The following is a 26,286-nucleotide window of genomic DNA, read 5'->3' as shown; positions in this document are numbered from 1 at the left end:
AGCATCTTTATCACCTCAAGTTTTAATACTTTTATTTTAAAATAAAAAAGACTGTAGGCAAAGTCGATTTTCATCGAGTTTGTCTACAGTCTGAGACGATCCGTTGCGGATCGTCTTTTTCCATTATCTTTTTCTTCCAAGTCCCATGCCGTTGTACATTTTTCTAATCATCTTATTGGCTTCGATATTTGCCTTCTCTGCCCCACGATCTAAAATTTCATCAAGTTCAGGGGAATCGATCAAGCTATAGTAACGCTCTTGAATGGGTAGAATCTCTCCTAGTACCACTTGAGCTAAATCACCTTTAAAGTCGCCATATCCTTTTCCGGCATACATCTCTTCAATTTCAGCGTATGTTTTTCCACTGAAGATGGAGTAGATGGACATTAAGTTCGATACGCCCGCTTTATTTTCTTTATCATAACGAACGATGCCTTCAGAATCAGTTACTGCACTCTTAATGTTTTTCTCGATTTGTTTAGGATCGTCAAGTAGAGCAATCGTAGCTTTTTTATTAGGGTCGGATTTACTCATTTTCTTAGTCGGTTCTTGAAGCGACATTATTCGCGCTCCTGCCTTTGGAAGGCTGATTTCTGGTATTTTAAAGATATCGTTGTACCTATTATTGAATCGCTCAGCTAAATCTCGCGTTAATTCCAAGTGTTGTCTTTGATCTTCCCCAACAGGAACAACATCTGTATTGTACAGGAGAATATCTGCAGCCATCAGTGGCGGGTAGGTAAGAAGTGCAGAAGAAACGCCTTCCTTGCCGGCTGATTTATCTTTAAATTGGGTCATTCTCTCAAGTTCGCCAATATAAGCGATGCTTTGCAAAATCCAGCCTGCCTGGGCATGCGCGGGAACCTCTGATTGAATGAAGATCGTATTCTTTTCAGGGTCAATGCCGATTGCCAAATATAAGGCAGCGAGTGTTTTAATGTTTTTTCTTAATTTAAGTCGATCCTGCGGAACTGTAATTGCATGTTGGTCAACGATACAAAAGAAACAGTCATATTCATCCTGTAAGTTAACAAATTGCTTCATTGCTCCGATATAATTTCCTAATGTAACAGAACCAGATGGCTGAATGCCAGAGAAAATCCTTTTCAACTGCTAGTCACTCCTCTAAATACGTTTAATTAACTAATTGGATATTCGCTCTTCATTATTGTAAGGATAAATAGGGAAGTAATCCACTTCCTGTACAGCAAGTGTAAGAGAGCTCATTTATGTCTTGCAAGGCAGTACTCGCCAGGGAATGTCTACCTAGAGATACGAATTTTCCACTATACCTGTATTTTAGCATTTATTCTTAAGAAATGTAATCCAAACAGCATGCCCTTATTACAACTAATATATACGATGGGGTAAAAAAAGAAGGATTCGTAACTTATTGATTTTTAACCATCAATGGGGAATCGATTTTAGGGTAGGATAATGATATAGGAGATTGTTACACACCATTTTTTTAAAAAAAGTTTATTTTATAGGAATAAAGTTTTGCTGTTGTGGTATTAAACAAAAGAGTCTGTTGTAGATTTGAAGGGCGAATGAGGTGAAGATGTGAAATCGTTAAGTAAATGTATAGTGGCAGGAATGTGTTTGTTTTTGGTTCAGCAACCGGTCCATGCTGAGGATTTGGAACAAGCAAGAACTGTGGCGCTTGAGCAGAAAGAACTACCAAAGTTGGCCCCTAGATTCGTATATGATTCTGGATTGAAGTTTGATTATCCTGATGCAGTACGAGGGCTTTATGTTACAGGACATGTAGCTGGTGGAAACAAGTTAAATGAACTCATACAATATGTGGACGAAACCGATTTGAATGCAATGGTCATCGATATTAAGGATGACAGGGGGAATGTTACCTATAAACCGGAAGACAAGGATTCCCCTTATTCGAATATTGGAAAGGATTACATAAGGAAACCGGTGGACATGTTAAAAAAGCTTGAGGATAAGAAGATTTATCCGATTGCCCGTGTCGTCGTTTTCAAGGATACCCTTCTTGCAAAGGAAAAACCACAATGGTCGTTTAAAGATGGCGATAAGGTCTGGAAGAATGGACGTGGTGAATCTTTCGTGAATCCATTCCTGAAAGAGGTATGGGATTATAACGTGGGGATTGCCATAGAAGCTGCGAAGATGGGATTCAAAGAAATTCAATTCGACTATGTCCGTTTTCCTGAAGGGTTCGAGAATAAAGAGGATGACCTAAAATATGATATGGGAGAGTATGAAAAAGGCAATAAGACCCATACTGAAAAACGGGTACAGGCCGTAACCGACTTTGTGGCCTACGCAAAAAAACAATTAGAGCCATATGGTGTGGAAGTATCAGTCGATATTTTCGGCTATGCCGCTACATTACCTGAAGCTCCTGGTATTGGGCAAAATTTCTCCAAGATTTCTGAAAATGTAGATGTCATCTCTTCGATGATTTATCCAAGTCACTGGACATCCTATTTCGGAATCGAAAAGCCGGATTTAAAACCGTATGAACTTGTTCGGGAATATGCAAAATTGGAGAACAAGAAATTGAAGGAACTAGAAACGCCGCCTACCTCTAGACCCTGGATTCAGGACTTCACTGCTTCATACTTGGGTGAGGGGAATTATCAAAAGTATGGTAAGGAACAAGTGGAAGCCCAAATTAAAGCGTTAAATGATAATGGAATTGATGAATATCTATTATGGAATGCTGCAAACCGCTATACAAAAGGGGTAGACTACACCCCATAAACCATCAGATGACCGATATGTACACAAGCGGTCATCTGGACTCCCGAAGAATCATCGCTTATGTTTCTTCCCGCCGACTTGATTCCATCCCGACTGAATTCGTTTCGATTGATTGAAAATGTGGGAATGAGTTTTACCACCAAACCACTTTTCCCCAATGGCATTCGTCAGGACACCATTTATGGCTGTGATCCCAATTACGCAGACAGCAACTAAAATTAAGTCAACAAGGTAAGTAAGCATGGATACCCCCTCAATAATTTCAATTTATTTACAGTCTATTGTAAACGATAAGCAAAAGCGTGGAAAGATAAAATTTGAAGAGGAGATGAAATCGTGAATTGGTATGATAAACTAAATCAATATTTTCCAATTGAAGAAATGAAGTCAAAAGAACATATAGAAATTTTATTGAAGGATAAACAAGACATCTATAAAAAGGATGAAGGGCCTGACCATGTTCTACTATATGTGGAAGGTAAGGAATTTATTTTCGTCGATTATTTATTCGTCGGCAAAAATGCCCGGGGTCAAGGCCTTGGAAAGAAATTGATTCATCAATTGCAAGAAAAACAAAAGACCATTTTCCTTGAAGTCGAGCCAGTGCAGGAAAATGACGTGGACACGTCAAAACGATTAAGATTTTATCAAAGAGAAGGCTTTTTACATGCTTCTTCTATCGCCTATAATAGAAAATCGTTGGCTACTGAAGAAGATACGCCGATGGAAATCCTTTATTGGCCGGCACATGATGCTGTTAAAGAAGAAGATGTATTCAATTATATGAAAAAGATTTACTCTGAAATTCATACGCATAAAGATAAGCATCTATATGGAAAATCGTATCAATCAGTAGACGAAGTATTGAATATAGAAACAGAAGTGGAAAGTGATAGGGTTTAAAAAGATATGAAATGACACAGGAGCCGACTAAATTCGTCGGCTCTTTTATATCGTGGTGCGGAATGCATATTTATTTTCCGTCCCTGTAAATGGTGATTTGTATGGAGCATGCATTTAATTTAATTGATTTAAGCAGTCAAAAGGAGGGTTTTTAAGAAGGAAGAAGGAATTAAAGGATACTTAAAGAAATTATAAATGATAATCACTAGTTTATAGCTAAAAAAAGGGGGTAAATAAAAAGTAATGAGCAAATGAAAAAAATAAAGGGAAAATGAGGGGCAATTTGCAACTTAAATGAGAATAATAGGTGCATATTTTCAATTAGAAAATAGCGTTGTAATGTATTACATAAAAAAACGAAGTGCCTATAGTACAGATGAAATAGGAAGTTATAAAGGATAGTTTCAATTTTGAAAAAGGGTATTCATTTTAAATGAATTAGTGTATAATTAATTAAAAGAAATGCTTATTTAAAATTATTTCAAATTAGAATCGTAGTTGTGAATGATAATAGATTTCTCCTCATAGATCACCGATTCTATATTTAGGGAGTGTGGGTAAACATGGTAACATTATATACATCCCCAAGTTGTACGTCATGCAGAAAAGCAAAAGCATGGTTAGAGGAACATGAGATTGGTTATACAGAAAGAAATATTTTCTCGGAACCTCTTTCAATAGAGGAAATCAAAGAAATTCTACGTATGACGGAAGATGGTACGGATGAAATCATCTCAACCAGATCAAAAACGTTTCAAAAGTTAAATGTTAACTTAGAGAGCTTGCCTCTACAAGAGTTATATAAATTGATTAAAGAAAACCCTGGTTTGCTAAGACGCCCGATTATCCTTGATGAGAAGCGTCTTCAAGTTGGGTATAACGAAGATGAGATTCGTCGTTTCTTACCACGGAAAGTACGTACGTTCCAATTGCTAGAAGCACAACGTATGGTAAATTAATGAATAAGTGTTTTCCAAGCTCTGCTGAGAATAGTGCAGAGCTTTTTGTTTATACATATATCTTTTTCTTGGGGCGACAAGGCTCTTGTGACAATGGTCAGGGCGGGATTGGATAAATAAAGCATGTAAATAACCATTAACTGTATACAATATAGAATATGAATGAAATACGGCACCGTCTTCGTGAAAGTTGCATATGAACGATTTTTTTTATAAAATGAATGGAATATTAGGCAAACAATTGTTTTTATGATATTGATGTTTTTTATTTCCCTTCTTCAAGGTTTTGTCATAAAATGAGGTAAAATAGTCTGTTTTAATGTAGCATGATTTACAGTATGAACTTTTGGGTAAAGAGCTTTTAAGAGCAATTTTCGCTTGGGGGTTATTATCCCTTCAAAATGAGAAAGGAAGGGAGAGGGGAATCATGGAAATCGAACGTATTAATGATGATACAGTAAAATTTTATATATCCTATATAGATATCGAGGAAAGAGGCTTCGACCGGGAAGAAATTTGGTATAGCCGTGAGAGAAGTGAAGAACTTTTTTGGGAAATGATGGATGAAGTGCATCAGGAAGAGGAATTCATGATTGAAGGTCCGTTATGGATTCAAGTTCAAGCATTGGAAAAAGGCTTGGAAGTCTTGGTCACAAAAGCCCAACTTGCCAAAGATGGTCAGAAACTTGAGTTGCCTCTATCGGATGATAAGTTAAAAGAGTTAAGTGTAACAGACAAAGTAGATACGCTTCTTGATCAACACTTTGAAGGTAAAGATGAAGAGAGCACCATGACATTTGAAGATGGGATGATTGAATTCATCACAATATTCGAGGATTTTGAAGATGTCATTTCTTTAAGCAAGCGTTCTGGTTTGGATACCTGGACAACGAAGCTTTATGCTTATCAAAATAAATATTATCTATATATTGAATTTTCCGAAGCTGAAATTGACGAGGAAGAAATTGATAATGTCTTAAGTCTATTGTTGGAATACAGCGAGGAATCCCCAATAACGGTACACATGCTTGAAGAATACGGAAAAGTAGTCATAGAAAATGATGTACTCTCCACAGTAGATAAATATTTCGCATAATATTTTTTAGGCCGATTTCTTAGAAATCGGTTTTTTTTACCCTTGATAAGTCATGCACCTCAACAGAAGCTTTTACGTGCACCTGCGTTTTGTAATTGGAGGTAGTCATAAATGAACGGGAAGGTTGGTTTAAGTTTTCTAGTACTTGTACTCATGTTAGGTAGCCCATGGTATCTCCTACTGGAAGAAGTGGGGGTTAGGGGGTATCTAAGTCTGTTGTTGGCCCTTTCGTTGGTGATCATTGGATTTAATATTTTCATCGAAAATCGTCATCCCATTCAAACGATCACATGGATCATTGCATTTGGGGCTTTTCCTGTTATCGGGTTCATCTTTTATTTGTTGTTTGGCGGGAATTTTCGAAAAGAGAGAAAGTTTCGTAGGAAGTATTTTTTGGATAAGCATGAGTTCCTTAAACGCGGCACGGAAGTAGATACCTGGGAAAAACGGGGAGTGAAGTTGCGTCATCGAAGGTTATTTTCCCTCGCTGAAAAGCTTGGAAACAGTTCCATTTCGTTTGCATCGAAAACCCGAATACTAACAAATGGAAAAGAGACGTATGCTAGTATCCTGAAGCAACTGAGGAAAGCTAAACACCATATTCATTTGGAATATTATATTGTACGGGATGATGACAGTGGTTGCACTTTGAAGGATATCTTGATCCAAAAGGCAAAAGAAGGGGTGCGGGTACGCTTTTTATATGATGCGGTGGGATGTTGGTCCCTGGCCCGCCCTTATATTGATGAAATGAGGGATTCAGGCGTAGAGATTGTTCCCTTTGGACCCATCCATCTTCCTTTCATAAATAGTACGTTCAATTTTCGGAATCATCGAAAAATTATTATTGTCGATGGGACCATTGGTTTTATCGGTGGCCTTAATATTGGCGATGAATATTTGGGGCTTAATGCGAATTACGGGTCTTGGCGTGATACTCACCTTTTGGTAGAAGGTGAAGCGGTCCGAACGCTACAGCTCATTTTTTCACAGGATTGGTACTATAGTACAAACCAAAGCTATTTGTCGGATGCCTATATTGGTACAAGTCAGCCAGTTTTGCAGGACCTTGGTGGCGTACAAATGATAGCCGGTGGTCCTGATTGTGAATGGACGGTTATTAAGAACCTTTTTTTCAGCATGATAAATTCGGCGGAAAAGTCCATCTGGATTGCATCTCCCTATTTCGTCCCTGATGAGGATATTTTTCAGGCATTGAAGGTGGCGGGCCTGAGTGGATTGGATGTGCGAATACTGGTCCCGAGGAACCCAGATAAGTGGATTGTATTCCATGCTTCAAGAACGTACTTTTCTGAGCTCTTGGAAGCAGGGGTCAGGATATTTCAATATAATGAGGGCTTCATGCATAGCAAGATTGTCATAGTGGATAACGAATTGGCTTCAATTGGCAGCGCTAATATCGATATGAGGAGCTTTCATTTGAATTTCGAAGTCAATGCCTTCCTTTACCGTACAGAGAGTACACAGACGCTAGTAGATGATTATTTGAAGGATCTAAAGGTATCACAGGAAATACAGTTGAAAGTATTTTCCAATCGCAACTTTGGTCTGAAAGTTTTGGAATCCACTTGCAGACTATTGTCACCGCTCCTATGATGATCCATTTATGCCATCACGGCATTTTTTTTATTTTAAAGGAATTTTCCAGGCCAAGGGAGAATGGATATAGTAGGAGGGGAGGAGAAATATGCTTAGTGCAATGAAAGAGGATGGGACATGGATCACCCTTCCTGAAAAACTGACGGGAAACCAGCTCCTGGCAATGAAGGCATCAACAGGATATTTCTGTCCCTGCTGTAAAACAGAAGTGATGATCAAAGCCGGAATGATAAAAATCCCTCATTTTGCCCACAAGAATAATACTTCGTGTCATGCTTCATCGGAACCTGAATCCACTTATCATTTAATGGGAAAAAGAAACCTGTATCAATGGTTGGTATCACATAAGTTTCATGCGAAGTTAGAAGCCTATATTCCCGCAATCAAGAGAAGGACGGATATATTGCTGACAATCGATGATCAGCGCTACGCGATAGAATTCCAGTGCTCCATCATTTCCGAGGCTGACTTCCATGAACGGACAAGAGCCTATCAAAGTGTGAAAATCATACCCATTTGGATCATGGGCGCCAAGCAATTGAAACGAAAGAGTAAATATGAATTCAGCCTATCTGCCTTTCAGTGGCTATTTGTCAGTGGTACCTATCAGCATCCATTTCTGTGGATGTATTGTCCTGAATCTCATCAACTATCCGCATTGAAAAACATGACCCCTTTCTCAAAAAGAAGCGTTTTGGCAGAACTGACCACAGCCCCTTTAAATCTTCTATCCCCCAATCAAATGACACCTCGATATTGTGATGCCTTTCCTTTTTTGATGGCTTGGAGAAAGAAACGGAAAAGCTGGTGCCTCCACCGGGTAAGAACAGCAAAAAGGAGTGATCCTATCTTTTATGGCCTCTATACCCATCACCTTTCTCCTGCAACGATTCCCATAGAAATCGGTGTTCCAATTCAAGGCATGCACCTAATCGAGACACCGGCAATCGAATGGCAAGCTTGGCTATACATGGATGTGTTTCAAAAGAAAAAAATCGGGGAAAAAATTGAAATGAATGAAGTGCTCGGTCATTTCAATAGACGAATCAAGCTGGGGAATATCAGGCAGCGCCCTTTACCACTTATCAAGGAGAAAGATGTGGGAAACCCTGTAAGAAAGTATATTCAGTTATTAGAAAAGCTGGGATATTTAAAAGAGTGGAAAGAAGGAATCTTTACGGTTACCACTCCGTTTACTGTGCCGATTACAAGTGATCAAAGTGAGGCTTTAGAAAGAATTTTCTATCAACAGAGCAAGATTATGATAGAAAAGGCATATATCCATTATAATGAGTTATAACCACTCTATTCCTTTTGACTGGGTTGTAGCAGGATTATGATGGTGAACGCAGAATAGTATGGAGTAAGAGAAGTATCGTTTTGCATGGGAAATGCAAATGGCTCAGGAAGTAAATAAGTCGTACATGCCCTGGTAAAGATAAGGGTAATAAGGGTAAGTTTTATTAGAATGGAGAGGAATTTATTATGACACAGGAAACTAAAGTGAACACATTACCTTCAAGAAGTGAGATTCCGGCTGAAGATACATGGAGACTTGAGGATATATATGCGACGGAGGAAGATTGGGAAGCAGCCTTCAAAGATGTAAAAGAACAGCTGTTGAAAGCGGAAGCATATAAAGGAACATTGGGTGAAAGCGCTGAAAAGCTATTTGCGGCACTTCAATTCCAAGATGAAGTATTTGAAAAGATGGGTAAAGTGTATGCGTATTCACATATGCGTAACGACCAGGATACAACGAATCCCTTTTATCAAGGAATGGAAGACAGGGCGAAGGCACTGTATGCTCAGGCTGCCGCAGCCTTCTCATATATCGTTCCAGAACTGTTAAGCATTGATGAAAACAAAGTCCAGGAATTTTTGGAGGAAAAAGAAGAACTAAAGTTATATAAACATTCTTTGGAGGAAATCAACCTACAGAGACCGCATATTTTAAATGCAGAACAGGAGTCATTACTGGCTCAGGCCTCCGAAGTACTCGATAATTCCGGCAATATCTTCAGCATGTTGAATAATGCGGATTTGAAGTTCCCCGTTATTAAAGATGAAGAGGGCAATGAAGTGGAAATCACTCATGGAAGGTATATTCGTTTCCTTGAGAGCGAAGACCGCCGTGTCCGTCAAGACGCATTTAAAGGCATATACAGCAAGTATGGAGAGTTCCGTAATACATTTGCTTCTACCTTATCAGGTGAAGTGAAGAATCATAACTTCAACGCAACAGTACGTAAATATGAATCCGCGCGCCAGGCGGCATTAAGTAATAATAATATTCCAGAAAGTGTATACGATAACCTCGTTCAAACGGTCAATGACAATTTGCCATTGTTACATCGTTATCTCGACTTACGCAAAAAGGTTCTCGAGTTAGACGAGCTTCATATGTATGATTTATTCGCTCCGCTCGTAAAAGAAGTGAAGATGGAAGTGACGTATGATGAGGCGAAGGAATATGTACTTAAAGGACTTGCCCCACTTGGAGAAGACTATATAAATGTCTTAAAGGAAGGGTTTGAGAATCGCTGGGTGGATGTACAAGAGAATGTAGGGAAAAGAAGCGGGGCCTATTCCTCTGGAACATATGGAACCAATCCGTATATTTTAATGAATTGGCAGAATAACGTGAATAACCTATTCACCCTTGTTCATGAATTTGGTCATTCGGTCCATAGCTACTATACCCGTAAACACCAACCGTATCCTTATGGGAATTATTCGATTTTTGTAGCGGAGGTTGCTTCTACTTGTAACGAAAACCTGTTGAACGATTACTTGCTGAATACGATAGATGATGAAAAGAAACGTATCTATTTATTAAATCATTACTTAGAAGGCTTCCGTGGTACACTGTTCCGTCAAACGATGTTTGCCGAGTTCGAACATACCATCCATAAAAAGGCACAGAATGGGGAAGCGTTAACCGCTGATATGTTGACGAAGGAATATTATGAACTTAACAAGAAATATTTTGGAGAGAATGTAGTGATTGATGAGGAAATCGGTCTTGAATGGGCACGTATTCCACACTTCTACTATAATTACTATGTTTATCAATATGCGACAGGAATTAGTGCAGCTACTGCTCTAAGTAAACAGATTCTCACAGAAGGAGAACCAGCTGTCAAACGATATTTGGAATTCTTGAAATCAGGAAGTTCAGATTATCCGATTGAGGTATTAAAAAAGGCGGGCGTCGACATGACGAAGGCTGAACCTGTACAAGAAGCGTTGAACGTATTCGAAGAAAAGTTAAATGAATTGGAACAGCTTTTAACAAAATAAATGGCAAAAGAGCCAACCGCCTAAAGAAAAGTCGGTTGGCTCTTTTATGTATGTTGCTATAGACCTTTAAATCGATTTCTCTGATTGAAGCTATGAAGAATAATGAAAAAAACAAAAAACAAGATGGGGGAAGTGACATACAAAGGAATGAGCTGCATGATTCCAAGTAGTTGGATGAATAAGGAGCTGATCAGGAGGATAAGTAAAATCGTACTTCTCAAAACTAGCACCTCCGCTAAATGGAATGGAAAGATGTCGGTACACTTTCTTTAAATAATATGTTTTGAAGAAAGAGGTTATTCGGAGAATATGACAATAATGTGAAATGAAGCACAATCTACTTGCACTGTTTAGATGAAATCTGATATAGTACAGATATAGAAGTTATCACATCCAACTTATACCCCTTTGTTGATTCGTGAAATTTCTCCCATCCCCTTATTCGTATAAATAGATAAAAGCCCGGCAAATTTCGCGATTTGCCGGGCTTTTATCTATTTATCAAACTCTAGAAAAGTGAGTAAGGAAAAATAAAAGAAAATTAACTTGGCTATAGAATGAAACGAGATTCATTCTCGAAAAATTTGAATTATTCACTTGTGAACAATTTGTGAAATAAGACACAAAGTAGTTGAAAGTGGGTCGCTCACCTGGTATATTACTGACATGAAGTAATTCACATCTAAACTTATACCCCTTTGTTTGATCGTGAAGATTTCTCCCATCCCCTATTGTTCGTATTAATAGATAAGAAAACCCGGTAAATTCCCCAATTTACCGGGTTTTCTTGTTGTTGAATGATTTCATTCGTGATTTGCGAAAATGATGGATGAAAGACCAACGAAAAAAAGTGAACAAAATGTGAATTTGTGCACAATGTGATTGAAATATGTTCTAGCTATCTGTTATATTACTAACATGAAGTAATCACACCAAACTTATACCCCTTTGTTTGATCGTGAAATTTCTCCATCCCCTTTGTTCGTATAAATATACAGAAAACCGGTGAATTCCCCAATTCACCGGTTTTCTTGTATTTAAATGGAGGAAGAAGCTATTATTTCCGAATTCATAAAAGAAAAAGTGAACATATTGTGAACTTATGCACAAATCAGTTGATGAAATGATGGAAAATCTGTTATAGTACTAAATGAAGTGAATCACATCTAAACTTATACCCCTTTGTTTGATCGTGTAAATTTCCCATCCCCTTTTGTTCAAATATATGAATAAAAAGACAAAGCCCGGCAAATTCCCCAATTTGCCGGGCTTTTTGTGTAGATGAGAGGGGGCGTTCGATAAGACCGTCATTTCGTCGGCTTTTCGGTGTACCTCCAAAATGTTCCGTACTTAGCAGGTATTTTTTCTGCCACTTGTTTTAAAACGAGCTTTTTCATTTCCAGCTCCACGGTACTTTTACTCATATTATAGACCGTTTCAATTTCTTTGGTGGCCACTAGTTTAAAACAACGTATAAACTCCTCAAGAGAAGGTGGCTCAGCTGGGTCTGGGAGGCCATTTAAGATGTCCCTCAATATCTGAACGTATACCTCATAGGAATATACCCCAGAAACCTTAATTCCTTCTTCCTCAATATTTTGATTGAAGAATACGAGTGAAGGAATTTCAGTGACCTCCATTTCACTTGTGATTTTCAAGTCACATTGAAAGCCTTTGGAGGCACTGGAGGAGTTTATGTCATGAAGAAATTCTTCTACATCCAACCCTACGCTTTGAGCACATTCGGTCAGTACCTTGATATTGGAAATATCCTTTTTTCCAATGAATACGTATTCTTGAAGCTGCCTTAAGAAACGAATGGCTAGTTTTCTACCCTGTAATTCGGCCGCTTTAATGGCTATGGATGCAGCGTAGGGAGAGGAAATGGGATTTTCGGTCCATAAGCTTCCATCACAAGACATTCCAGAACGGCTGGCTGTCTTTTCCCAAACTTGGGCGATGTTTTCGAAGTTTTTATGATTGCCGATATTTAGTGAATTAATCTTTCCGCTTAAAACATGACGTAGGCTGAATAACTGGCCATATTCCACCTGCAATTTTCTTATAATCGGTTCAAGGCCCCAGCATTCAGGGCAAAGTGGATCAACAAAAACATAGATTTCTAATGGTTTCTTTCCTACATCATAACAATGTTGTGTTTTTATCCAATCGGAAATATTGAAAACTGGTTTTTGTGTGCTCAACTGTCTTCTCCTTTCCCGTCTATACCGGATGTATTGATCATATGCTGTGCTGTCAAATAGAGGCGATGGTAGAAAAATTCGCGAATTTCACCTTCAAGACCAATTTCGTCCATAGCGTGATACATGCAGGAAAGCCATGCTTTTGCACGATCTGGTGTAATTTCAAAAGGTATATGTCGAGCCCGCAACATAGGGTGACCGTGTTCCGAGGTGTATAAGGAAGGCCCCCCTAAATATTGCGTCATGAATTGTTTTTGTTTACGGACTGTCTCTGATAAATCGTCAGGAAAAATCGGTTTCAGTTCCGGATGTTGACTAACGTTGGAGTAAAATGCATCAATTAACTTGTGTAATTGTCCCTCTCCAATTAATTCATATGGTGTAGGGTTCTCTTTCGTCATGTTGATTACTCCTTTAAAAGAAAGATGTTTGATATTTAATCATATTTTAACAATCGCTTACTCATATAACAAATATCTAGCTTCAATAATACTTCCCCATAATGTTTTTTCACAAATGGAGGAGGGGAATTTTGCAGTTGTTCAAGCTGTTTTCGAAAAAATATCAACGATAAAAATAGCCGACCCAGAAGAAGGGTCGGCTAATGATTTCAGCTCATAAAGTTATTGAACACTTTCTGAACATAATTTTGCGTTTCGGAAAAAGGCGGTATGCCGTTGTATTTATCGACGTTACCCGGTCCGGCATTATAGGCTGCAAGGGCCATTTGGACATCCCCGTTATAACGGGAGAGCATCTGGCTTAAGTATTTACTCCCACCCATGATATTTTGCTTGGGATCGGTTATGTCTTCTACTCCCAGACTTCTTGCGGTCGCAGGCATCAACTGCATGAGCCCTGCTGCCCCAGCGTAGCTTGTCGCTGATGGGTTAAAATTGGATTCCTGTTTAATCACTGACTTAATCAATTTTTCCGGAAGGTTATATAGAGTCGCGGCCTCGCTGATCATATCATCAAAGTTCGTGACCGTCTCGCTTGTCTTTTTTTCTGGGAGAGCGGTTGTCAACGGGTTGTTGAGTGAATGTATCGTGTTGGATTGAAGGATGGACTTTGCCTCAGTTTCTACGTTAGACAGAAGGGACCCCAATGATTGCGATGTGTTTTCCAAAGTATCGCTTGACATGAGTCCCGTCAGCATTTCCTGAAACATTGATCGCGACGAGGATGTATTCGTGATAGTGCCTGTCGAGAATTGTTGTATGGCTTGTAAATCCATCAATGTCCTAAAGTCCTGAACTTTCAAATGTACCACCTCCATATCTATTTTTGGTCGGATTTAATCACTGAATTTCGCCCGATAGAATCTCTTTACTTTATTTTCGGTTTTCCGTACCGGAATTTGAAGTGATTCTAGAAGTTTAAAAAACTTTTTTTGCCCATCGGCCCGATCCGTCACTTCATATTCGAGCTCGTAATCCTCATGTCCCAAATATGAGCTATGATCTAAAACAAGCAAACCTCCCTGGAATGGGAATTCTGAACGGTCCGTTTGTAAAGTGCCAAAACATGTGAAATCCTCTGGAATTAGATTATTTTCTATAATCAGGTCATGAACAGGGCCTTCAGGGAAAATTCCTTCTTTTAAGAAGGAATTTGCGATATCCTTCGTGATCGCTTGATTGGTTTCCAATAGACCCTCGCTTGCGGGTTGCTTCAAGGTTAACTCGTACTGGCCATTTTTCTCCCGTATACGGAGGGCTGAGTTCTGACCTTTCAACTGAAATTTTGCTGTATCAAAATAGTGATTTTGCTGAGTTTTGAAGGTTGATGAATGTACTTGAAAGTGGTCCAAAAGCTGTTTGAATTCTTTTTCATTCAAAAGGTTCTTAAATTCAATTTCGATATGTTGATCCATGATTTATCCCTCTCCAAGCTGTTATTTTAGTTTAATCATATAAGAACCATTCGAGCTGTCAAATCGAATGAATATTTTTTCATTATCATACTTGAATATTTAGGAATCAATTGCCGAATATGATAAAATATAAACATTGAGCATATAAATTAGTTCAGTATACAGCAACATCAAAATTATACATATTTTTCACTATACATATCCTTGGGGAGAAGCAGTGGTAAGAACTGCTGGAGGAACTCATACAGATGATTCGAATCGTTCTGCCCATACCAGATTTGAACAGGCGTTTCGAAAGAAGTGGGTGGTGTGGCAATGGAAAGTTGGGATGATTTCTTAGCGCCTTATATACAGGCCGTTGAGGAATTAAAAGTTAAATTAAAAGGCTTAAGAAAACAATTTGAGAGAGAGAATATTCATTCTCCCATAGAGTTCGTAACGGGTAGGGTGAAGCCGATTGACAGCATCTTGAACAAGGCTAGTCAGAAGGGTATTCCCATCGATAAGTTTGGGGCTGAGATACAAGATATCGCCGGACTTCGGATGATGTGTCAGTTCGTCGATGATATTGAACAGGTCGTAGGACTCCTGAGGAGCCGGAATGATTTTGAGATTGTAGAGGAAAGAAATTATATTTCCCATAAAAAAGCAAGTGGCTACCGTTCCTATCATGTTGTCATTCGCTATCCTGTCCAGACCATTCATGGTGAGAAAAACATATTGGCCGAGATTCAAATCAGAACCTTGGCTATGAACTTTTGGGCAACCATTGAACACTCTTTAAATTATAAATATCAAGGGGCTTTCCCCGAAGATATCCAATTACGATTGAAACGTGCTGCAGAGGCTGCGTTCCTGCTTGATGCGGAAATGTCACAAATCCGTACTGAAATACAGGAGGCACAGCGTCTTTTTTCAAGGAAAAAGGATTCCTGAAAGTGGTAAAGATAAAGACGGAAGAATTCAAACAGAGTTAGGTGGTATTGTATGAAATTTGCGATTACTTCAAAGGGAGATGCAAAATCTAATACGTTAATGCAAAGGATGAGGACGTATCTCCAAGACTTTCAATTGGAATATGATGAAGATCAGCCGGATATCGTCATTTCGGTCGGCGGTGACGGTACGCTGTTATATGCTTTTCATCGATATAAGAATCGGCTCGATAAGACGGCCTTTGTCGGTGTGCATACGGGGCACCTCGGATTTTATGCGGATTGGACTCCCGATGAAATAGAGAAACTAGTGATTGCTTTAGCAAAGACTCCTTTTCAAGTCGTCGAATATCCTCTGTTGGAAACGATTGTGCGCTATCAGCATGGTGGACGGGAAGCAAGATTCTTATCATTAAATGAATCAACGGTCAAAAGCGTCGAAGGGACATTGGTCATGGATGTAGAGATACGTGGTCAGCACTTCGAAACATTCCGTGGGGATGGACTATGCATTGCCACTCCTTCTGGAAGCACCGCTTATAATAAAGCGCTGGGAGGGGCCATCGTCCACCCTTCGATAGATGCAATTCAAATAACGGAATTGGCGTCGATTAATAACCGGGTGTTCAGGACGGTTGGATCTCCACTTTTACTGCCTGCGCATCATACGTGCATGTTCAGGCCAGTCAATGCTGTCAATTTTCAAATCACGATCGATCATCTGACTCTACTACAAGAAGATGTGAAATCCATTCAATGTCGGGTGGCGGATGAAAAGATCCGTTTTGCAAGATTCCGGCCGTTTCCTTTCTGGAAAAGGGTCCATGATTCATTCATTGCCAATTAAGGAGATTATATTACCTCATGTCAAATCAAAAATTTTCTTTAAGTTGGGCGGTTTCTGAAGAGGATTCTGGCTCTTTATTGAGAGATTTTCTCGGCAAATGCGATATCTCAAAACGGGCGTTAACGGATATTAAATTTAAAGGCGGTTCCATCATGGTCAATGGTCTTGAGGTGACAGTGAGGGAGCGCATAAAAACTGGTGATGGCATCACCGTCATTTTTCCACCGGAAGAGGGAAGCGAGGGGCTATTACCTGAAGATATTCCCCTTCAAATCCGTTATGAAGACGATTATGTATTAGTCGTAGTCAAGCCTCAATCCATGAACACCATCCCTTCCCGTGAACATCCGAATGGGAGCCTTGCAAATGGATTAGCTGGTTACTATAAAAAGAGGGATATACAGGCAACGATCCATATCGTTACTAGACTTGACCGCGATACCTCGGGATTGGTCTTGATTGCGAAGCATAGGCATATCCACCATCTTTTAAGTGAACAGCAAAAGTTGGGGCAAGTTAAACGGCGCTATCAAGCGGTAGCTGAGGGTCAAATCGAGGGCCCCGTTGGAAAAGTAGAGGTACCCATCGGTCGGAAATCGACAAGTATTATTGAACGTGAAGTACGGGAAGACGGCCGTTATGCTTGTACACTCTTTGAAGTACAAGCCCACACAGAAGATCATACGTTCCTTAAGCTGGAACTTCTGACAGGCAGGACACATCAAATAAGGGTGCACATGGCCCATATTGGACACCCGCTTGCAGGCGATGATCTGTATGGCGGCCACAGGGATAGGATTGACCGTCAGGCTCTTCATTGCTATGAATTGAAGTTCCTGCATCCCTTTACAAAAAAGGTGTTGAAGTTCCAGGAAAACCCACCCCTGGATATGTTGGTTCTTCTAGAAAAGAATTAGTATGAAAAAACTCAAACCCAAAAAAACTCACCAAAACCGGCGAGTTTTTTTGGTTATTTAGAAGAGGACCTGAATTTATCTGCTACATAGGGTAAAGAAGAGGGAACGCTCTGCAATTCCATTTCCGGGTAGCGAAGGGCAGTGAGCTTCCCACCGAAAACGCACCCGGTATCAATGTTGTAGGTGCGATTGACACAGATGGCTTCAGGAACGGGAGTATGGCCATACACAATCCACGCTTTCCCTTTATAGGATTGGGCCCAGTCCCTTCTGACAGGGGAACCGTCAGGATGCTTGGCCCCATTGATATCGCCATAAAGGACAAAGGTTTTTACCTTGCTGCCAGATTGACCGATTAAATCGTGACGGATGCCTGCATGAGCTATAATTAAACGGCCTTCATCGATTAATTGATATAGGGGAGATTGTTCATATAAATCCATGAACTGTTTACGGATTTTCTTCTGTTCACGGTTATTCAACGCCTGGTACTCCGCTACAGTTGTCTCCAGTCCGTGAGATACCTGTACCTTATTTCCTGAAAAATACCGATACAGTTTATTACAGTGATTTCCTGGTGCATAAAGCGCAATTTTTTTATTGATGACCAATTCGTAAACGACTTCAATAACACGGAGTGATTCAGGACCACGGTCAGTCAAATCACCCACAAATCCTAATATTCTCCCGTGGGGATGGACTGGAATTCCGCTTTCCCAGCCATAGCCCATATTCAACGTCAATTCCTTAAATTCAGTGAAGCAACCGTGTATGTCTCCGATGATATCAATCTTCATACTACACGTCCTTTGTTTGTTTTATTTATATTTATGGTATTAGTATAGTATTATTTCAAAAAATAATATATTAAGTACAAAATAAAAAAATGTTTGGGAGGTGTAACCTTGGAAGAGAAGATGGAAAGAGAAATTAATAAACAGAATAGAGACCTTTTGGTTAACGCACTTAAACATGAAAATTTGGATCAGTTCCGTATAGAGTTCCTTGATATGCATCCTTATGATCAGGCCCAATTTTATACGAGTTTAAAGGAAGAGTACCGGCCAGTATTGTATCGCTACTTATCACCGGAAGAAATGGCGGACCTTTTTGAAAATATAGAAATAGATGAAGAAGAATACGAAAACCTTCTAGCTGAAATGGATCCTTCCTATGCAGCCGATATGCTTTCCCATATGTACGCAGATGATGCGGCCGATGTCCTGAACGAAATCAACGATGAGCAAGCCGTTAGCTATTTGACGATCATGGATGATGAAGCGGCTAGTGAGATTCAAGAACTGCTGCATTATGAAGAGTCGACTGCCGGAAGTATAATGACCACCGAGTTCATTGCAATTGAAGCAAACGAAACGGCGCGTTCGGCCATGCAGATTTTAAAACGGGAAGCCCCGCAAGCAGAGACGATTTATTATGTGTTTGTTACGGACCAAGATAAAAAGTTACTTGGCGTGTTATCACTGCGGACATTAATCATTGCGGATGAAGATGCTTTGATTGGTGATTTGATGGATGAACGGGTCGTTTCCGTCCCTGTCTCAGAGGACCAGGAAGAAGTGGCGCGTAAAATTAGGGATTATAATTTTCTAGCCGTGCCGGTTGTGGATTTTCAGAACCATCTATTAGGAATTATAACCGTCGATGATATCATTGATGTCATGGACGAAGAAGCATCGGATGATTACTCCAAATTAGCAGGTGTATCCGACCTTGACCATGTAGATAAAAGTGCTTTTTCAGCTGCGAAAAAGCGATTGCCGTGGTTGGTCATCCTTTTATTTCTAGGTTTATTGACTGCGAGTCTGATCGGGAGGTTTGAAGAGACGCTTAGCCAAAAAGCCATCCTTGCCGTTTTCATCCCCTTGATTGGCGGGATGGCCGGAAATACGGGGACACAGGCTCTTGCTGTCGCGATTCGAGGAATTGCGACAGGTGATTTGGAAGAGGAAAGTAAATGGAAACTGATCATCCGAGAGGCTGGGACGGGGTTTATTACCGGTTTGACTTGTGGAATCGTTATAACGGGTATTGTCTACTTTTGGAAACACGATTTCATGTTAGGGTTATTGGTCGGCATTTCGATCTTCATTACCTTGATTGTGGCGACGCTAGCCGGATCGTTGGTCCCGTTGCTCATGCATAAAATGAAAATTGACCCTGCCGTTGCATCTGGTCCTTTCATTACAACCATTAATGATATCATCAGTATTCTCATCTATTTCGGATTGGCCACTTTATTGATGGGGTATTTATTGTAAGCGAAGGATTCGACTTTCGCTTACATTTTCAGTAGGTTAGAAAACGGTATTTTTCTTTCTTATTATTTGTTATAATGGAAATTAGTATCAGGTACTAATAACTTGTATTAATTTTAGGAGGATCATATACACATGACTTTTTCATTAGAAGGAAAAACGTTCGTCATCATGGGTGTCGCCAACAAAAGAAGCATCGCTTGGGGAGTGGCCCGTTCCTTACATAAAGCGGGTGCCAAGCTGATTTTTACATATGGGAAAGAACGTACAGAAAAAAGTGTCAAGGAGTTGTCTTCCACTTTGGAGGGCGAACCTTCAATCATCCTGCAATGCGATGTAACAAAGGATGAAGATATCGAGAAGTGCTTTGCTTCCATTAAGGAGAAGGTGGGAGTCATTCATGGTGTCGCTCATTGTGTGGCATTTGCTAATAAAGAAGAGCTAGATGGTGATTTTGTCAATACTAGCCGTGAAGGATTCTTGCTTGCACACAATATTAGTTCCTTCTCGTTAACGGCTGTGGCTAAGGCGGCGAAAGAAATCATGCCAGAAGGTGGAAGCATTGTCACCATGACCTATCTTGGTGGCGAAAGAGTCATGCCGAATTATAATGTGATGGGTGTGGCTAAGGCGTCACTTGAAGCCAACGTACGGTATTTATCAAGTGATCTTGGTAAGGATAATATTCGTGTCAATGCCATATCTGCAGGGCCAATTCGCACCCTTTCCGCCAAAGGCGTTCGTGACTTCAACACCATCTTGAAGAAAATCGAAGAAGAAGCACCGCTCCGTCGTACAACTACTCCGGAGGAAGTCGGGGACACTGCCGTTTTCCTATTCAGTGACATGTCACGCGGAATCACAGGGGAAAATATCCATGTGGATTCAGGTTACCATATTATTGGATGAGGAATAGGGGGCCTCAATAGACAATCTCGTCATTGATGCCCCCATATTGCCAGGATGCTTTCATGTATAAGCATTCTGGCTTTTTATTTTCTTATGTTTTCGACAACGATAACCTTTTATCGGTCCATATGCCCCTTATCCTTTTGGTCTTCAAAAATTGGAGTCAATTTATCCTTCCCGGTATTTTGTAGGTTCACTTCGATCTTTATCGATTTAATCGTGTCATCTTCTAATGGAATTTCTCCGTCTTTTTGAATTTCCTTCCACTTTTTAATGTCTTTTCGATAAAGGGTTTCAGAAAGTCTGAATAGATCGACTTTCTTTTCTTTTGCATATTTATAGGTGTATTTGATTTCCTTTTTGAGAATACGCTTTAATTCTCTTTCATATTCCTTAGGTGATGAATCCACCTTCATCGTCTCGATGCTCGATTTAAGTTTCATCTTGATGTGAAACCGTACCTTTCCATCCTTCTCTATAACCGGTTTCATTTTAACCTTTTTTTCGTAAACAATGACAGAAGTGTCCTGCCTGGTCCCCGGGAAAAGTGTAACACTATCGCGAACAAAGTTCTTATTTACCAGTCTTGCCCCTTTCATTGCACGAGTAGGAAAAATGGTTTTAATCTTATTTTCTGAAATGACTGCAATGCTATCCAACAGCAAGTCTTTCTTTTTTTCTTTCTGGCCGCTCCATTGTTTTGTCACTTTCATTCGGGGAATGGAAACAAAATAAGCTGGTTCGTCCATTTCAATGATAAGTTCCCTCAAGTTTATGGGTGGTATAAATGAGCTTTGCTTATAGTTCCCCTCGGGATCGCTTAATTTAGAAAAAGCCAGGGAAATATTTTCGATAGGAGCAACCAGCATTGCTTCTTTAACTGATTCCTTGGTCATATAAAAGAAAATGCGGTAACGCGTTTCACGATAGCGGTCCAGAAAATCCACTGTCTTTTTGAATCCCCCTGCATTAAGGGCTTCATCAGAAAAAATGACAAACGAAAGATGACCCCAATAAATGCGACGATCTGACGTATGATATAAATCGAAAATGGCTTCTTCCAGTGTATCCCCGGTTCCAGTTCCAACATCACTCGCATTTTGTGAACTTGGATCGCCACCCGCTTCGGTTTTAGCCAATCCCTGTAAGTTGATGATTTGAAGGTAAACGACGACCTTGCCGTCCTTATAATCGACTCCAACCCCATGGGCATATACAAGCCGTTCCGGTTCATTCGAATCCCAACACCCAGAAAGAAAGATGATAAGCACCAGTAATGGGATGAACTTGTACTTCATTTTTTTTCATCATCCCCTTTCCTCGTGGAGTCTTTTGGCGCAATGACGGTAGGCCTTCTTTTATCGAAAGTGGGGGGAACTCTAAAAAGGGTTTTAAATATATTGGTTGGACTTAAGTTAGCGGTCACTTCCAAGTAAGGGACCCCTAATATTCGGATATTACTCACGTATGCACATAAAAATAGAGCAAGAAGGAAAAAAGCGAACAGACCTAAAAAGGACGCAGAAGCAATCGAGAGAAGCCGGACCAAACTGATGACCCCTATGATGGATTGGTTAACGAGCGTGAAGGTGGCTACCGCTGAGCCTGCAATCACGACCAGCATGGCGGGGCTTGTCAATCCAGATCGGATTGCAGCATCTCCGATAATTAAGGCGCCGAGGACACTTAATGTTGGACCAATCGAACTTGGAAGGCGCATGCCGGCTTCCTTGAAGATTTCAAATACGATGACCATGGTTATGGCTTCGAGTGCAGTGGGAAGCGGTAATCCCCGCCTCGATTCAACGACAGTGGCAAGAAGGATCAAGGGAAGCTGATCTTGATGAAACGTAGTTAAGGCAACCCAAAAACCCGGTAAAAGCGCAGCAACAAAGATTCCGAAGATACGAAGTCCTCTTTCAAAGGTGGCGTAGGTTGATGTATATTCATTATCTTCTGAGGTCTTTAAGATAATAAAAAGGTTGATAGGAGTGATCATGGTATAAGCAATCCCATCGATGAGCAACAATATCCTCCCTTTTAATAGGCACTGTACCGCAAAATCAGGCTTTCCTGAATAGTGATGCCTCGGAAAAAGGATAGCAGGTTTTTCCTCGATCAATTCCATGAATTGATTCCCACTATAAATTCCGTCGACATCAAGTGATTCGATTTTCTTGGAAAGTTGATCCACCATCTCGGGATTAGAAATATCATCCATATATAAAAGAGCTACTTTGGTCAAGGTACGTCTGCCTACTTCAAAATGCTTCACACTTAAGGAATTGGTGCGCATCCGCTTCCTGATCAAAGCGACATTGACTGATAAATCCTCTATGAAATTATCCCGAGGTCCTTTAATGGTAACTTCAGCTGATGTCTCCTCGGGACTACGTTGTGGACGGTTCGCTATATTGGAAGATAATAATCGATTCGTACCTAATACATGGATGATCAATTTTCCCGAGTATATCTCGGCAAATAGTTGTTCCGTTGTCGTCAATTCTGTTAACTGTGGGAGGTGAAGGGAGGATTTTAAGTCCTCGACCGTAATCTTTCCTTTTTTATATTTCTGGAAAAAAAGAGTCAACCTCTCGAACACAAGATTATTCAATAATTCATTGTCGATCAACCCTTCACAGCCAATTAATGTGACTTTAACAGGGGCATCATCACGATAGAAAGCGTTTTGAAAAAAAACATCCTCAGAATTTCGGAAAACCTCTTTCAAATATTCTTCATCTGTACGAAGAGGCTCTTTGGTAACCGAGTCTTGCTTAATCGGTTTGGATGCTTGCTTTTCCTTTTTGTTGAACATCGGATTTGGTCCTCCTTTTTCGGCGATTTTTGAAAAAAACGAAAAGGCTCAATAGAATGGACACCGCTAAAAAGTAATAGAAAGTTCCAGGCATGATAAATGTTTTAATGATGAAATATAAATCGATATCACTGATTCTATATAAATTAGAAATGATCAAGACCAGGGAAAAAATGATGAGTAGAATCGTTTTATTCCGCTTCTTTTTAATGGAAAGGACTTCGATGGATAGAAATAGTAAAAAGGAGACCCTTATAAAAGCACCGGTTAACCATTGATAAATCGACAGAAAGTCAAGGTGCTCGATGAAGCGGCCCAATGTGACCAACCCCCATTGCTCAAATGCAGGATATTTTTGTCTGGCAGCTTCCTTCGGTCCAAACTCGGTAATCGATCCGATAAGCGGTCCCAGTATGAGTAAAGTAAGGATTAAGGCATTGAAGAAAAACACCTTATATTTTAACGGTCCATGAACTTTTTGCTGCATGAACAGAAGCGCCATCAATTCTATCAATCCGGATAAAGGATAGATGATACCGGAAAAAACGGGTTTCCACCCATGTTCCAGCACCGGTCTCAAAAGTGTATAGTCCTTGAATTGAATATTGGTGAAGGCGACAAACAATCCGAATGCAATGACTGCAGTCAATACGAAGGTATTCACGATGGCGATCGTTTGTATGTTTGTATTTGCGAGAAAAAAACATAATCCCGTGAATAGGATGATTTCAATGAAGGGAGGGGTAACCGGTAAGTAGGATACCTTGGTCCATACCACCATCTCTTTCAATGAGACTGCCGCTAATATGACGAAGAGCATGCTTAGGGAAATCGCTAGTACCTTCCCAGGCAGCTTGCCAATGTTCATTTCGACCCATTTGAAAACATTTTCATGTGCCGTGGCTTTGTGAATAAAGTACAAAAGCACACACCAACCCACAATGAGAAAAAAGGAAATAAGGACAGTGATCCACCCATCCCGTTTTGCAGCCGGTAATAAATGAGGGAGGATTGTCACATGATTCTTTAAACCGACAGCAGTCATTATGATCAAAGATAGTTGTACAGTTGAAATTTTCCCGTTTTTTCTCATCTTTGTTTACTCCTTTACTATCATTCTTCGTTTAGTTATCTCCATTTCATTCCGGAATATCCAATAGTGGACGTTTCTCCTTTTTTGGAAGAAGGTTACTTACCGAGCATAAAAAACGGAGTGCTTCATATAGATGATACATAGAGCAGATAAAAGCCTGTAGTGTGAAAAATCGGTGGGAACCCCTTTGAAATCCATTGTTGAATGAGTGAAGGAGGGAAAGTTATGGACGTGAAAAAGCGTCTGTCTTTTACCAATGGGGTGCAAACAGTATGTGAGCCTCCGGTCAAACAGATAAACCCTACCAGTAAGAGACTAGATGGTTCCTATAATACGGAGGAATTGCTGGAATTATTGGGGAGACTGCCTGCTTTTGCGCCTAAACCTGTTTGTAAGTTCACCATTAATGGCCGCACTCTATTCGGAAAGTTGGAACAAAAACAGGAATCCAGTCTTTTTATCAGGCATCATTTTGGTAAAGAGGTCGTCAAATACCATATAGAGCAGCTTCAATCCGTGGTTATCTTGAAATATTAGGAGGATTTGCATGTCAGAAAATAAAAATGATAAAAAATCAAAACCTTTACTATATGTCGATCAAGTAGAAGTGAAGGCCCAAAGAGGGAACATGCAAAGTGATTACCGGACAAAAAGAAAAAAGAAAGAAGTGTCAGCAGAGCCTGAAGTAGTCGAAGATGACCGAAAGACTCAAAAAATAGAAAAGATAAAACAGGAGTTCGGTGTGTACGAGGCAATGAAGGAAATTGAATCGGAACTGAGTGAAATAAAAAAAATAACGGACCAATACGTACCTGAACCAGAACAAGAACATGCGCCCGTGGAAACTGCCGAGGAAATTCCTATAGATCTTGAACCAGAAAAGAAAAAAACCAAAAGGAAGAAAAAGGTGGAGAAGGTTTCGACAACTGACCTCATAACACGCCTTTCCCAACATAAAGGATACCCAAAACCAGTTTGTGAAGCAGTTATCCATGGTGAAACGGTTAGGTTTCAAGTCATGGGGATGAGGGGGGAGTCGGTAAAGATCAAAAGGGGGAACCATATCCGGTTCGTCAGATTGCCGGATATAATGAATGCTACTATTATCGAAGAGTCCAATTAGTGAAGGAGCAAAATATACATGTTTCTCTCGCAGTCTGATTTGACAATCGTGCTTCTATTAGGTCTAGCTTCATTTAGGCTTACTCGATTAATCGTTTTTGATAAAATAACCGAACCTTTGCGTCGTCCATTCTTTAAAGAAATTGAAGAAAAAGGTGAAGATGGGACGGCTGAAGTTTACCTAGTTCCAAAAGAAAAGGGATTGAGTGGTTGGATTGGTCAATTGCTTAGTTGTTTTTGGTGTGTAGGTGTGTGGTCCAGCCTCTTTCTGGTCATCCTTTATCTTGAGCATGTGTTCATGGGGCAAGTATTGATCTTGGTCCTTGCCGTTGCTGCAGTCGGTTCCATAATTGAAGTGATTATCAGTAAAATTATGGATATTTGACGGAGTACAACTTGTCTTTTTTATCATATAGTATGGTATAGATGATAAAGGAGGGTCACAAATGAATTATAAACAGAATCCATGGCAGTATGCTGCGAAACCAATCAAAAAAGATCAGCCTGTCAAAATTAAAAAAGATTGTGGCTGTAATAAAAGCAAAAAAAACAAAGCCTATTAAATAAACGGAGGGGCTGTCTAATAAGTCCCTAAAATAAAACAGGTGGAGAAAAACGAGTTGTTTTTCTCCACCTGTTTTTCTATTTCTATAATAATTTACTGAA

25 protein-coding genes are annotated in these 26,286 nt (G+C 39.9%); 15 read left to right on the top strand and 10 right to left on the bottom strand.

Annotated features, from left to right (window positions below; genetic code table 11):
- Nucleotides 1–123 precede the first annotated feature (123 nt).
- Complete coding sequence (trpS, locus tag ACQKIC_RS20615) at nt 124–1,110, bottom strand: tryptophan--tRNA ligase (RefSeq protein ID WP_402867789.1); 987 nt, start codon at nt 1,108–1,110, stop codon at nt 124–126.
- 453 nt (nt 1,111–1,563) lie between these two features.
- Here trpS and ACQKIC_RS20610 point away from each other — a divergent pair, with 453 nt between their 5' ends.
- On the top strand, nt 1,564–2,742 hold the full coding sequence (locus tag ACQKIC_RS20610) for a putative glycoside hydrolase (protein ID WP_402867790.1): 1,179 nt from the start codon (nt 1,564–1,566) through the stop codon (nt 2,740–2,742).
- 51 nt (nt 2,743–2,793) lie between these two features.
- On the opposite strand, the gene ACQKIC_RS20605 is transcribed toward ACQKIC_RS20610, so the two are convergent.
- Entirely contained in the window at nt 2,794–2,985 is a 192-nt protein-coding gene (locus ACQKIC_RS20605; RefSeq protein WP_402867791.1) for a hypothetical protein, read from the bottom strand.
- A 93-nt stretch (nt 2,986–3,078) separates the two neighbouring features.
- Between ACQKIC_RS20605 and ACQKIC_RS20600 the strand changes: the two genes are divergently transcribed.
- From ACQKIC_RS20600 to pepF, 6 genes are all read left to right on the top strand, one after another.
- A complete protein-coding gene (locus tag ACQKIC_RS20600) occupies nt 3,079–3,645 on the top strand; it encodes a GNAT family N-acetyltransferase (protein ID WP_402867792.1) in 567 nt (188 codons plus the stop codon).
- A gap of 563 nt (nt 3,646–4,208) precedes the next feature.
- Nucleotides 4,209–4,604: a transcriptional regulator SpxA gene (gene spxA, locus ACQKIC_RS20595; RefSeq protein ID WP_402867793.1), complete on the top strand. Its 396-nt coding sequence runs from the start codon at nt 4,209–4,211 to the stop codon at nt 4,602–4,604.
- A gap of 427 nt (nt 4,605–5,031) precedes the next feature.
- A complete protein-coding gene (gene mecA, locus ACQKIC_RS20590) occupies nt 5,032–5,700 on the top strand; it encodes an adaptor protein MecA (protein WP_402955874.1) in 669 nt (222 codons plus the stop codon).
- A 111-nt stretch (nt 5,701–5,811) separates the two neighbouring features.
- Complete coding sequence (gene cls / locus ACQKIC_RS20585) at nt 5,812–7,317, top strand: cardiolipin synthase (RefSeq protein WP_402987445.1); 1,506 nt, start codon at nt 5,812–5,814, stop codon at nt 7,315–7,317.
- A gap of 91 nt (nt 7,318–7,408) precedes the next feature.
- Nucleotides 7,409–8,620 carry a competence protein CoiA gene (locus tag ACQKIC_RS20580; protein ID WP_402987448.1) on the top strand — a complete coding sequence of 404 codons (1,212 nt, stop codon included), beginning with the start codon at nt 7,409–7,411 and terminating at the stop codon, nt 8,618–8,620.
- A 185-nt stretch (nt 8,621–8,805) separates the two neighbouring features.
- On the top strand, nt 8,806–10,623 hold the full coding sequence (gene pepF, locus ACQKIC_RS20575) for an oligoendopeptidase F (RefSeq protein ID WP_402955883.1): 1,818 nt from the start codon (nt 8,806–8,808) through the stop codon (nt 10,621–10,623).
- A 1,307-nt stretch (nt 10,624–11,930) separates the two neighbouring features.
- Here pepF and ACQKIC_RS20570 read toward each other — a convergent pair.
- The 4 genes from ACQKIC_RS20570 to ACQKIC_RS20555 all read right to left on the bottom strand — a co-directional run bounded on the left by ACQKIC_RS20570 (nt 11,931) and on the right by ACQKIC_RS20555 (nt 14,703).
- Nucleotides 11,931–12,827: a ClpXP adapter SpxH family protein gene (locus ACQKIC_RS20570; RefSeq protein WP_402867798.1), complete on the bottom strand. Its 897-nt coding sequence runs from the start codon at nt 12,825–12,827 to the stop codon at nt 11,931–11,933.
- The gene (locus ACQKIC_RS20565) at nt 12,824–13,228 is read right to left on the bottom strand and encodes a globin (protein WP_402867799.1); all 405 of its coding nucleotides are present in this window, start codon (nt 13,226–13,228) and stop codon (nt 12,824–12,826) included. The genes ACQKIC_RS20570 and ACQKIC_RS20565 overlap by 4 nt, the downstream gene beginning before the upstream one ends.
- Before the next feature lie 209 nt (nt 13,229–13,437).
- Nucleotides 13,438–14,100: a lytic transglycosylase domain-containing protein gene (locus ACQKIC_RS20560; protein WP_402987452.1), complete on the bottom strand. Its 663-nt coding sequence runs from the start codon at nt 14,098–14,100 to the stop codon at nt 13,438–13,440.
- Between the two features lie 24 nt (nt 14,101–14,124).
- Complete coding sequence (locus tag ACQKIC_RS20555) at nt 14,125–14,703, bottom strand: CYTH domain-containing protein (protein ID WP_402867800.1); 579 nt, start codon at nt 14,701–14,703, stop codon at nt 14,125–14,127.
- A gap of 315 nt (nt 14,704–15,018) precedes the next feature.
- Here ACQKIC_RS20555 and ACQKIC_RS20550 point away from each other — a divergent pair, with 315 nt between their 5' ends.
- The 3 genes from ACQKIC_RS20550 to ACQKIC_RS20540 are packed head-to-tail and all read left to right on the top strand — an operon-like array spanning nt 15,019 to nt 17,402.
- Complete coding sequence (locus ACQKIC_RS20550) at nt 15,019–15,639, top strand: GTP pyrophosphokinase (RefSeq protein WP_402867801.1); 621 nt, start codon at nt 15,019–15,021, stop codon at nt 15,637–15,639.
- Between the two features lie 51 nt (nt 15,640–15,690).
- Nucleotides 15,691–16,485, top strand: coding sequence for an NAD kinase (locus ACQKIC_RS20545; protein WP_402867802.1), 795 nt, complete (start codon nt 15,691–15,693; stop codon nt 16,483–16,485).
- 17 nt (nt 16,486–16,502) lie between these two features.
- Nucleotides 16,503–17,402: an RluA family pseudouridine synthase gene (locus ACQKIC_RS20540; protein WP_402987455.1), complete on the top strand. Its 900-nt coding sequence runs from the start codon at nt 16,503–16,505 to the stop codon at nt 17,400–17,402.
- Nucleotides 17,403–17,455: 53 nt separating this feature from the next.
- Here the strand turns inward: ACQKIC_RS20540 and prpE are convergent, their stop codons facing one another.
- The gene (gene prpE / locus ACQKIC_RS20535; RefSeq protein ID WP_402867804.1) at nt 17,456–18,199 is read right to left on the bottom strand and encodes a bis(5'-nucleosyl)-tetraphosphatase PrpE; all 744 of its coding nucleotides are present in this window, start codon (nt 18,197–18,199) and stop codon (nt 17,456–17,458) included.
- Between the two features lie 120 nt (nt 18,200–18,319).
- On the opposite strand from prpE, the gene mgtE reads away from it, so the two are divergent.
- Nucleotides 18,320–19,681 (top strand): magnesium transporter, encoded by a 1,362-nt coding sequence (mgtE, locus tag ACQKIC_RS20530; RefSeq protein ID WP_402868540.1) that lies wholly within the window; start codon nt 18,320–18,322, stop codon nt 19,679–19,681.
- A gap of 132 nt (nt 19,682–19,813) precedes the next feature.
- Nucleotides 19,814–20,587 carry an enoyl-ACP reductase FabI gene (gene fabI, locus ACQKIC_RS20525; RefSeq protein ID WP_402867805.1) on the top strand — a complete coding sequence of 258 codons (774 nt, stop codon included), beginning with the start codon at nt 19,814–19,816 and terminating at the stop codon, nt 20,585–20,587.
- A 116-nt stretch (nt 20,588–20,703) separates the two neighbouring features.
- Here fabI and ACQKIC_RS20520 read toward each other — a convergent pair whose 3' ends face one another.
- The 3 genes from ACQKIC_RS20520 to ACQKIC_RS20510 are packed head-to-tail and all read right to left on the bottom strand — an operon-like array spanning nt 20,704 to nt 24,498.
- Nucleotides 20,704–21,885, bottom strand: a complete 1,182-nt coding sequence (locus tag ACQKIC_RS20520; RefSeq protein ID WP_402867806.1) for a Ger(x)C family spore germination protein — start codon at nt 21,883–21,885, stop codon at nt 20,704–20,706.
- The gene (locus ACQKIC_RS20515) at nt 21,882–23,405 is read right to left on the bottom strand and encodes a spore germination protein (RefSeq protein ID WP_402955896.1); all 1,524 of its coding nucleotides are present in this window, start codon (nt 23,403–23,405) and stop codon (nt 21,882–21,884) included. The genes ACQKIC_RS20520 and ACQKIC_RS20515 overlap by 4 nt, the downstream gene beginning before the upstream one ends.
- Nucleotides 23,365–24,498, bottom strand: a complete 1,134-nt coding sequence (locus tag ACQKIC_RS20510; RefSeq protein WP_402955898.1) for a GerAB/ArcD/ProY family transporter — start codon at nt 24,496–24,498, stop codon at nt 23,365–23,367. Before ACQKIC_RS20510 ends, ACQKIC_RS20515 begins: the two co-directional genes overlap by 41 nt.
- Before the next feature lie 225 nt (nt 24,499–24,723).
- On the opposite strand from ACQKIC_RS20510, the gene ACQKIC_RS20505 reads away from it, so the two are divergent.
- Genes ACQKIC_RS20505 through ACQKIC_RS20495 form a run of 3 tightly spaced genes read left to right on the top strand, consistent with a single transcriptional unit; the run spans nt 24,724 to nt 26,005 of the window.
- On the top strand, nt 24,724–25,035 hold the full coding sequence (locus ACQKIC_RS20505; RefSeq protein WP_402955900.1) for a hypothetical protein: 312 nt from the start codon (nt 24,724–24,726) through the stop codon (nt 25,033–25,035).
- Nucleotides 25,036–25,045: 10 nt separating this feature from the next.
- Nucleotides 25,046–25,621, top strand: coding sequence for a hypothetical protein (locus ACQKIC_RS20500; protein ID WP_403079818.1), 576 nt, complete (start codon nt 25,046–25,048; stop codon nt 25,619–25,621).
- 18 nt (nt 25,622–25,639) lie between these two features.
- On the top strand, nt 25,640–26,005 hold the full coding sequence (locus tag ACQKIC_RS20495; protein WP_402867811.1) for a DUF1360 domain-containing protein: 366 nt from the start codon (nt 25,640–25,642) through the stop codon (nt 26,003–26,005).
- Nucleotides 26,006–26,286: the final 281 nt, after the last annotated feature.

This window comes from Peribacillus sp. NPDC046944 (assembly GCF_050272735.1).
Classification (GTDB): Bacteria; Bacillota; Bacilli; order Bacillales; family DSM-1321; genus Peribacillus.
This window is presented reverse-complemented; position numbering and strand designations above follow the sequence as displayed.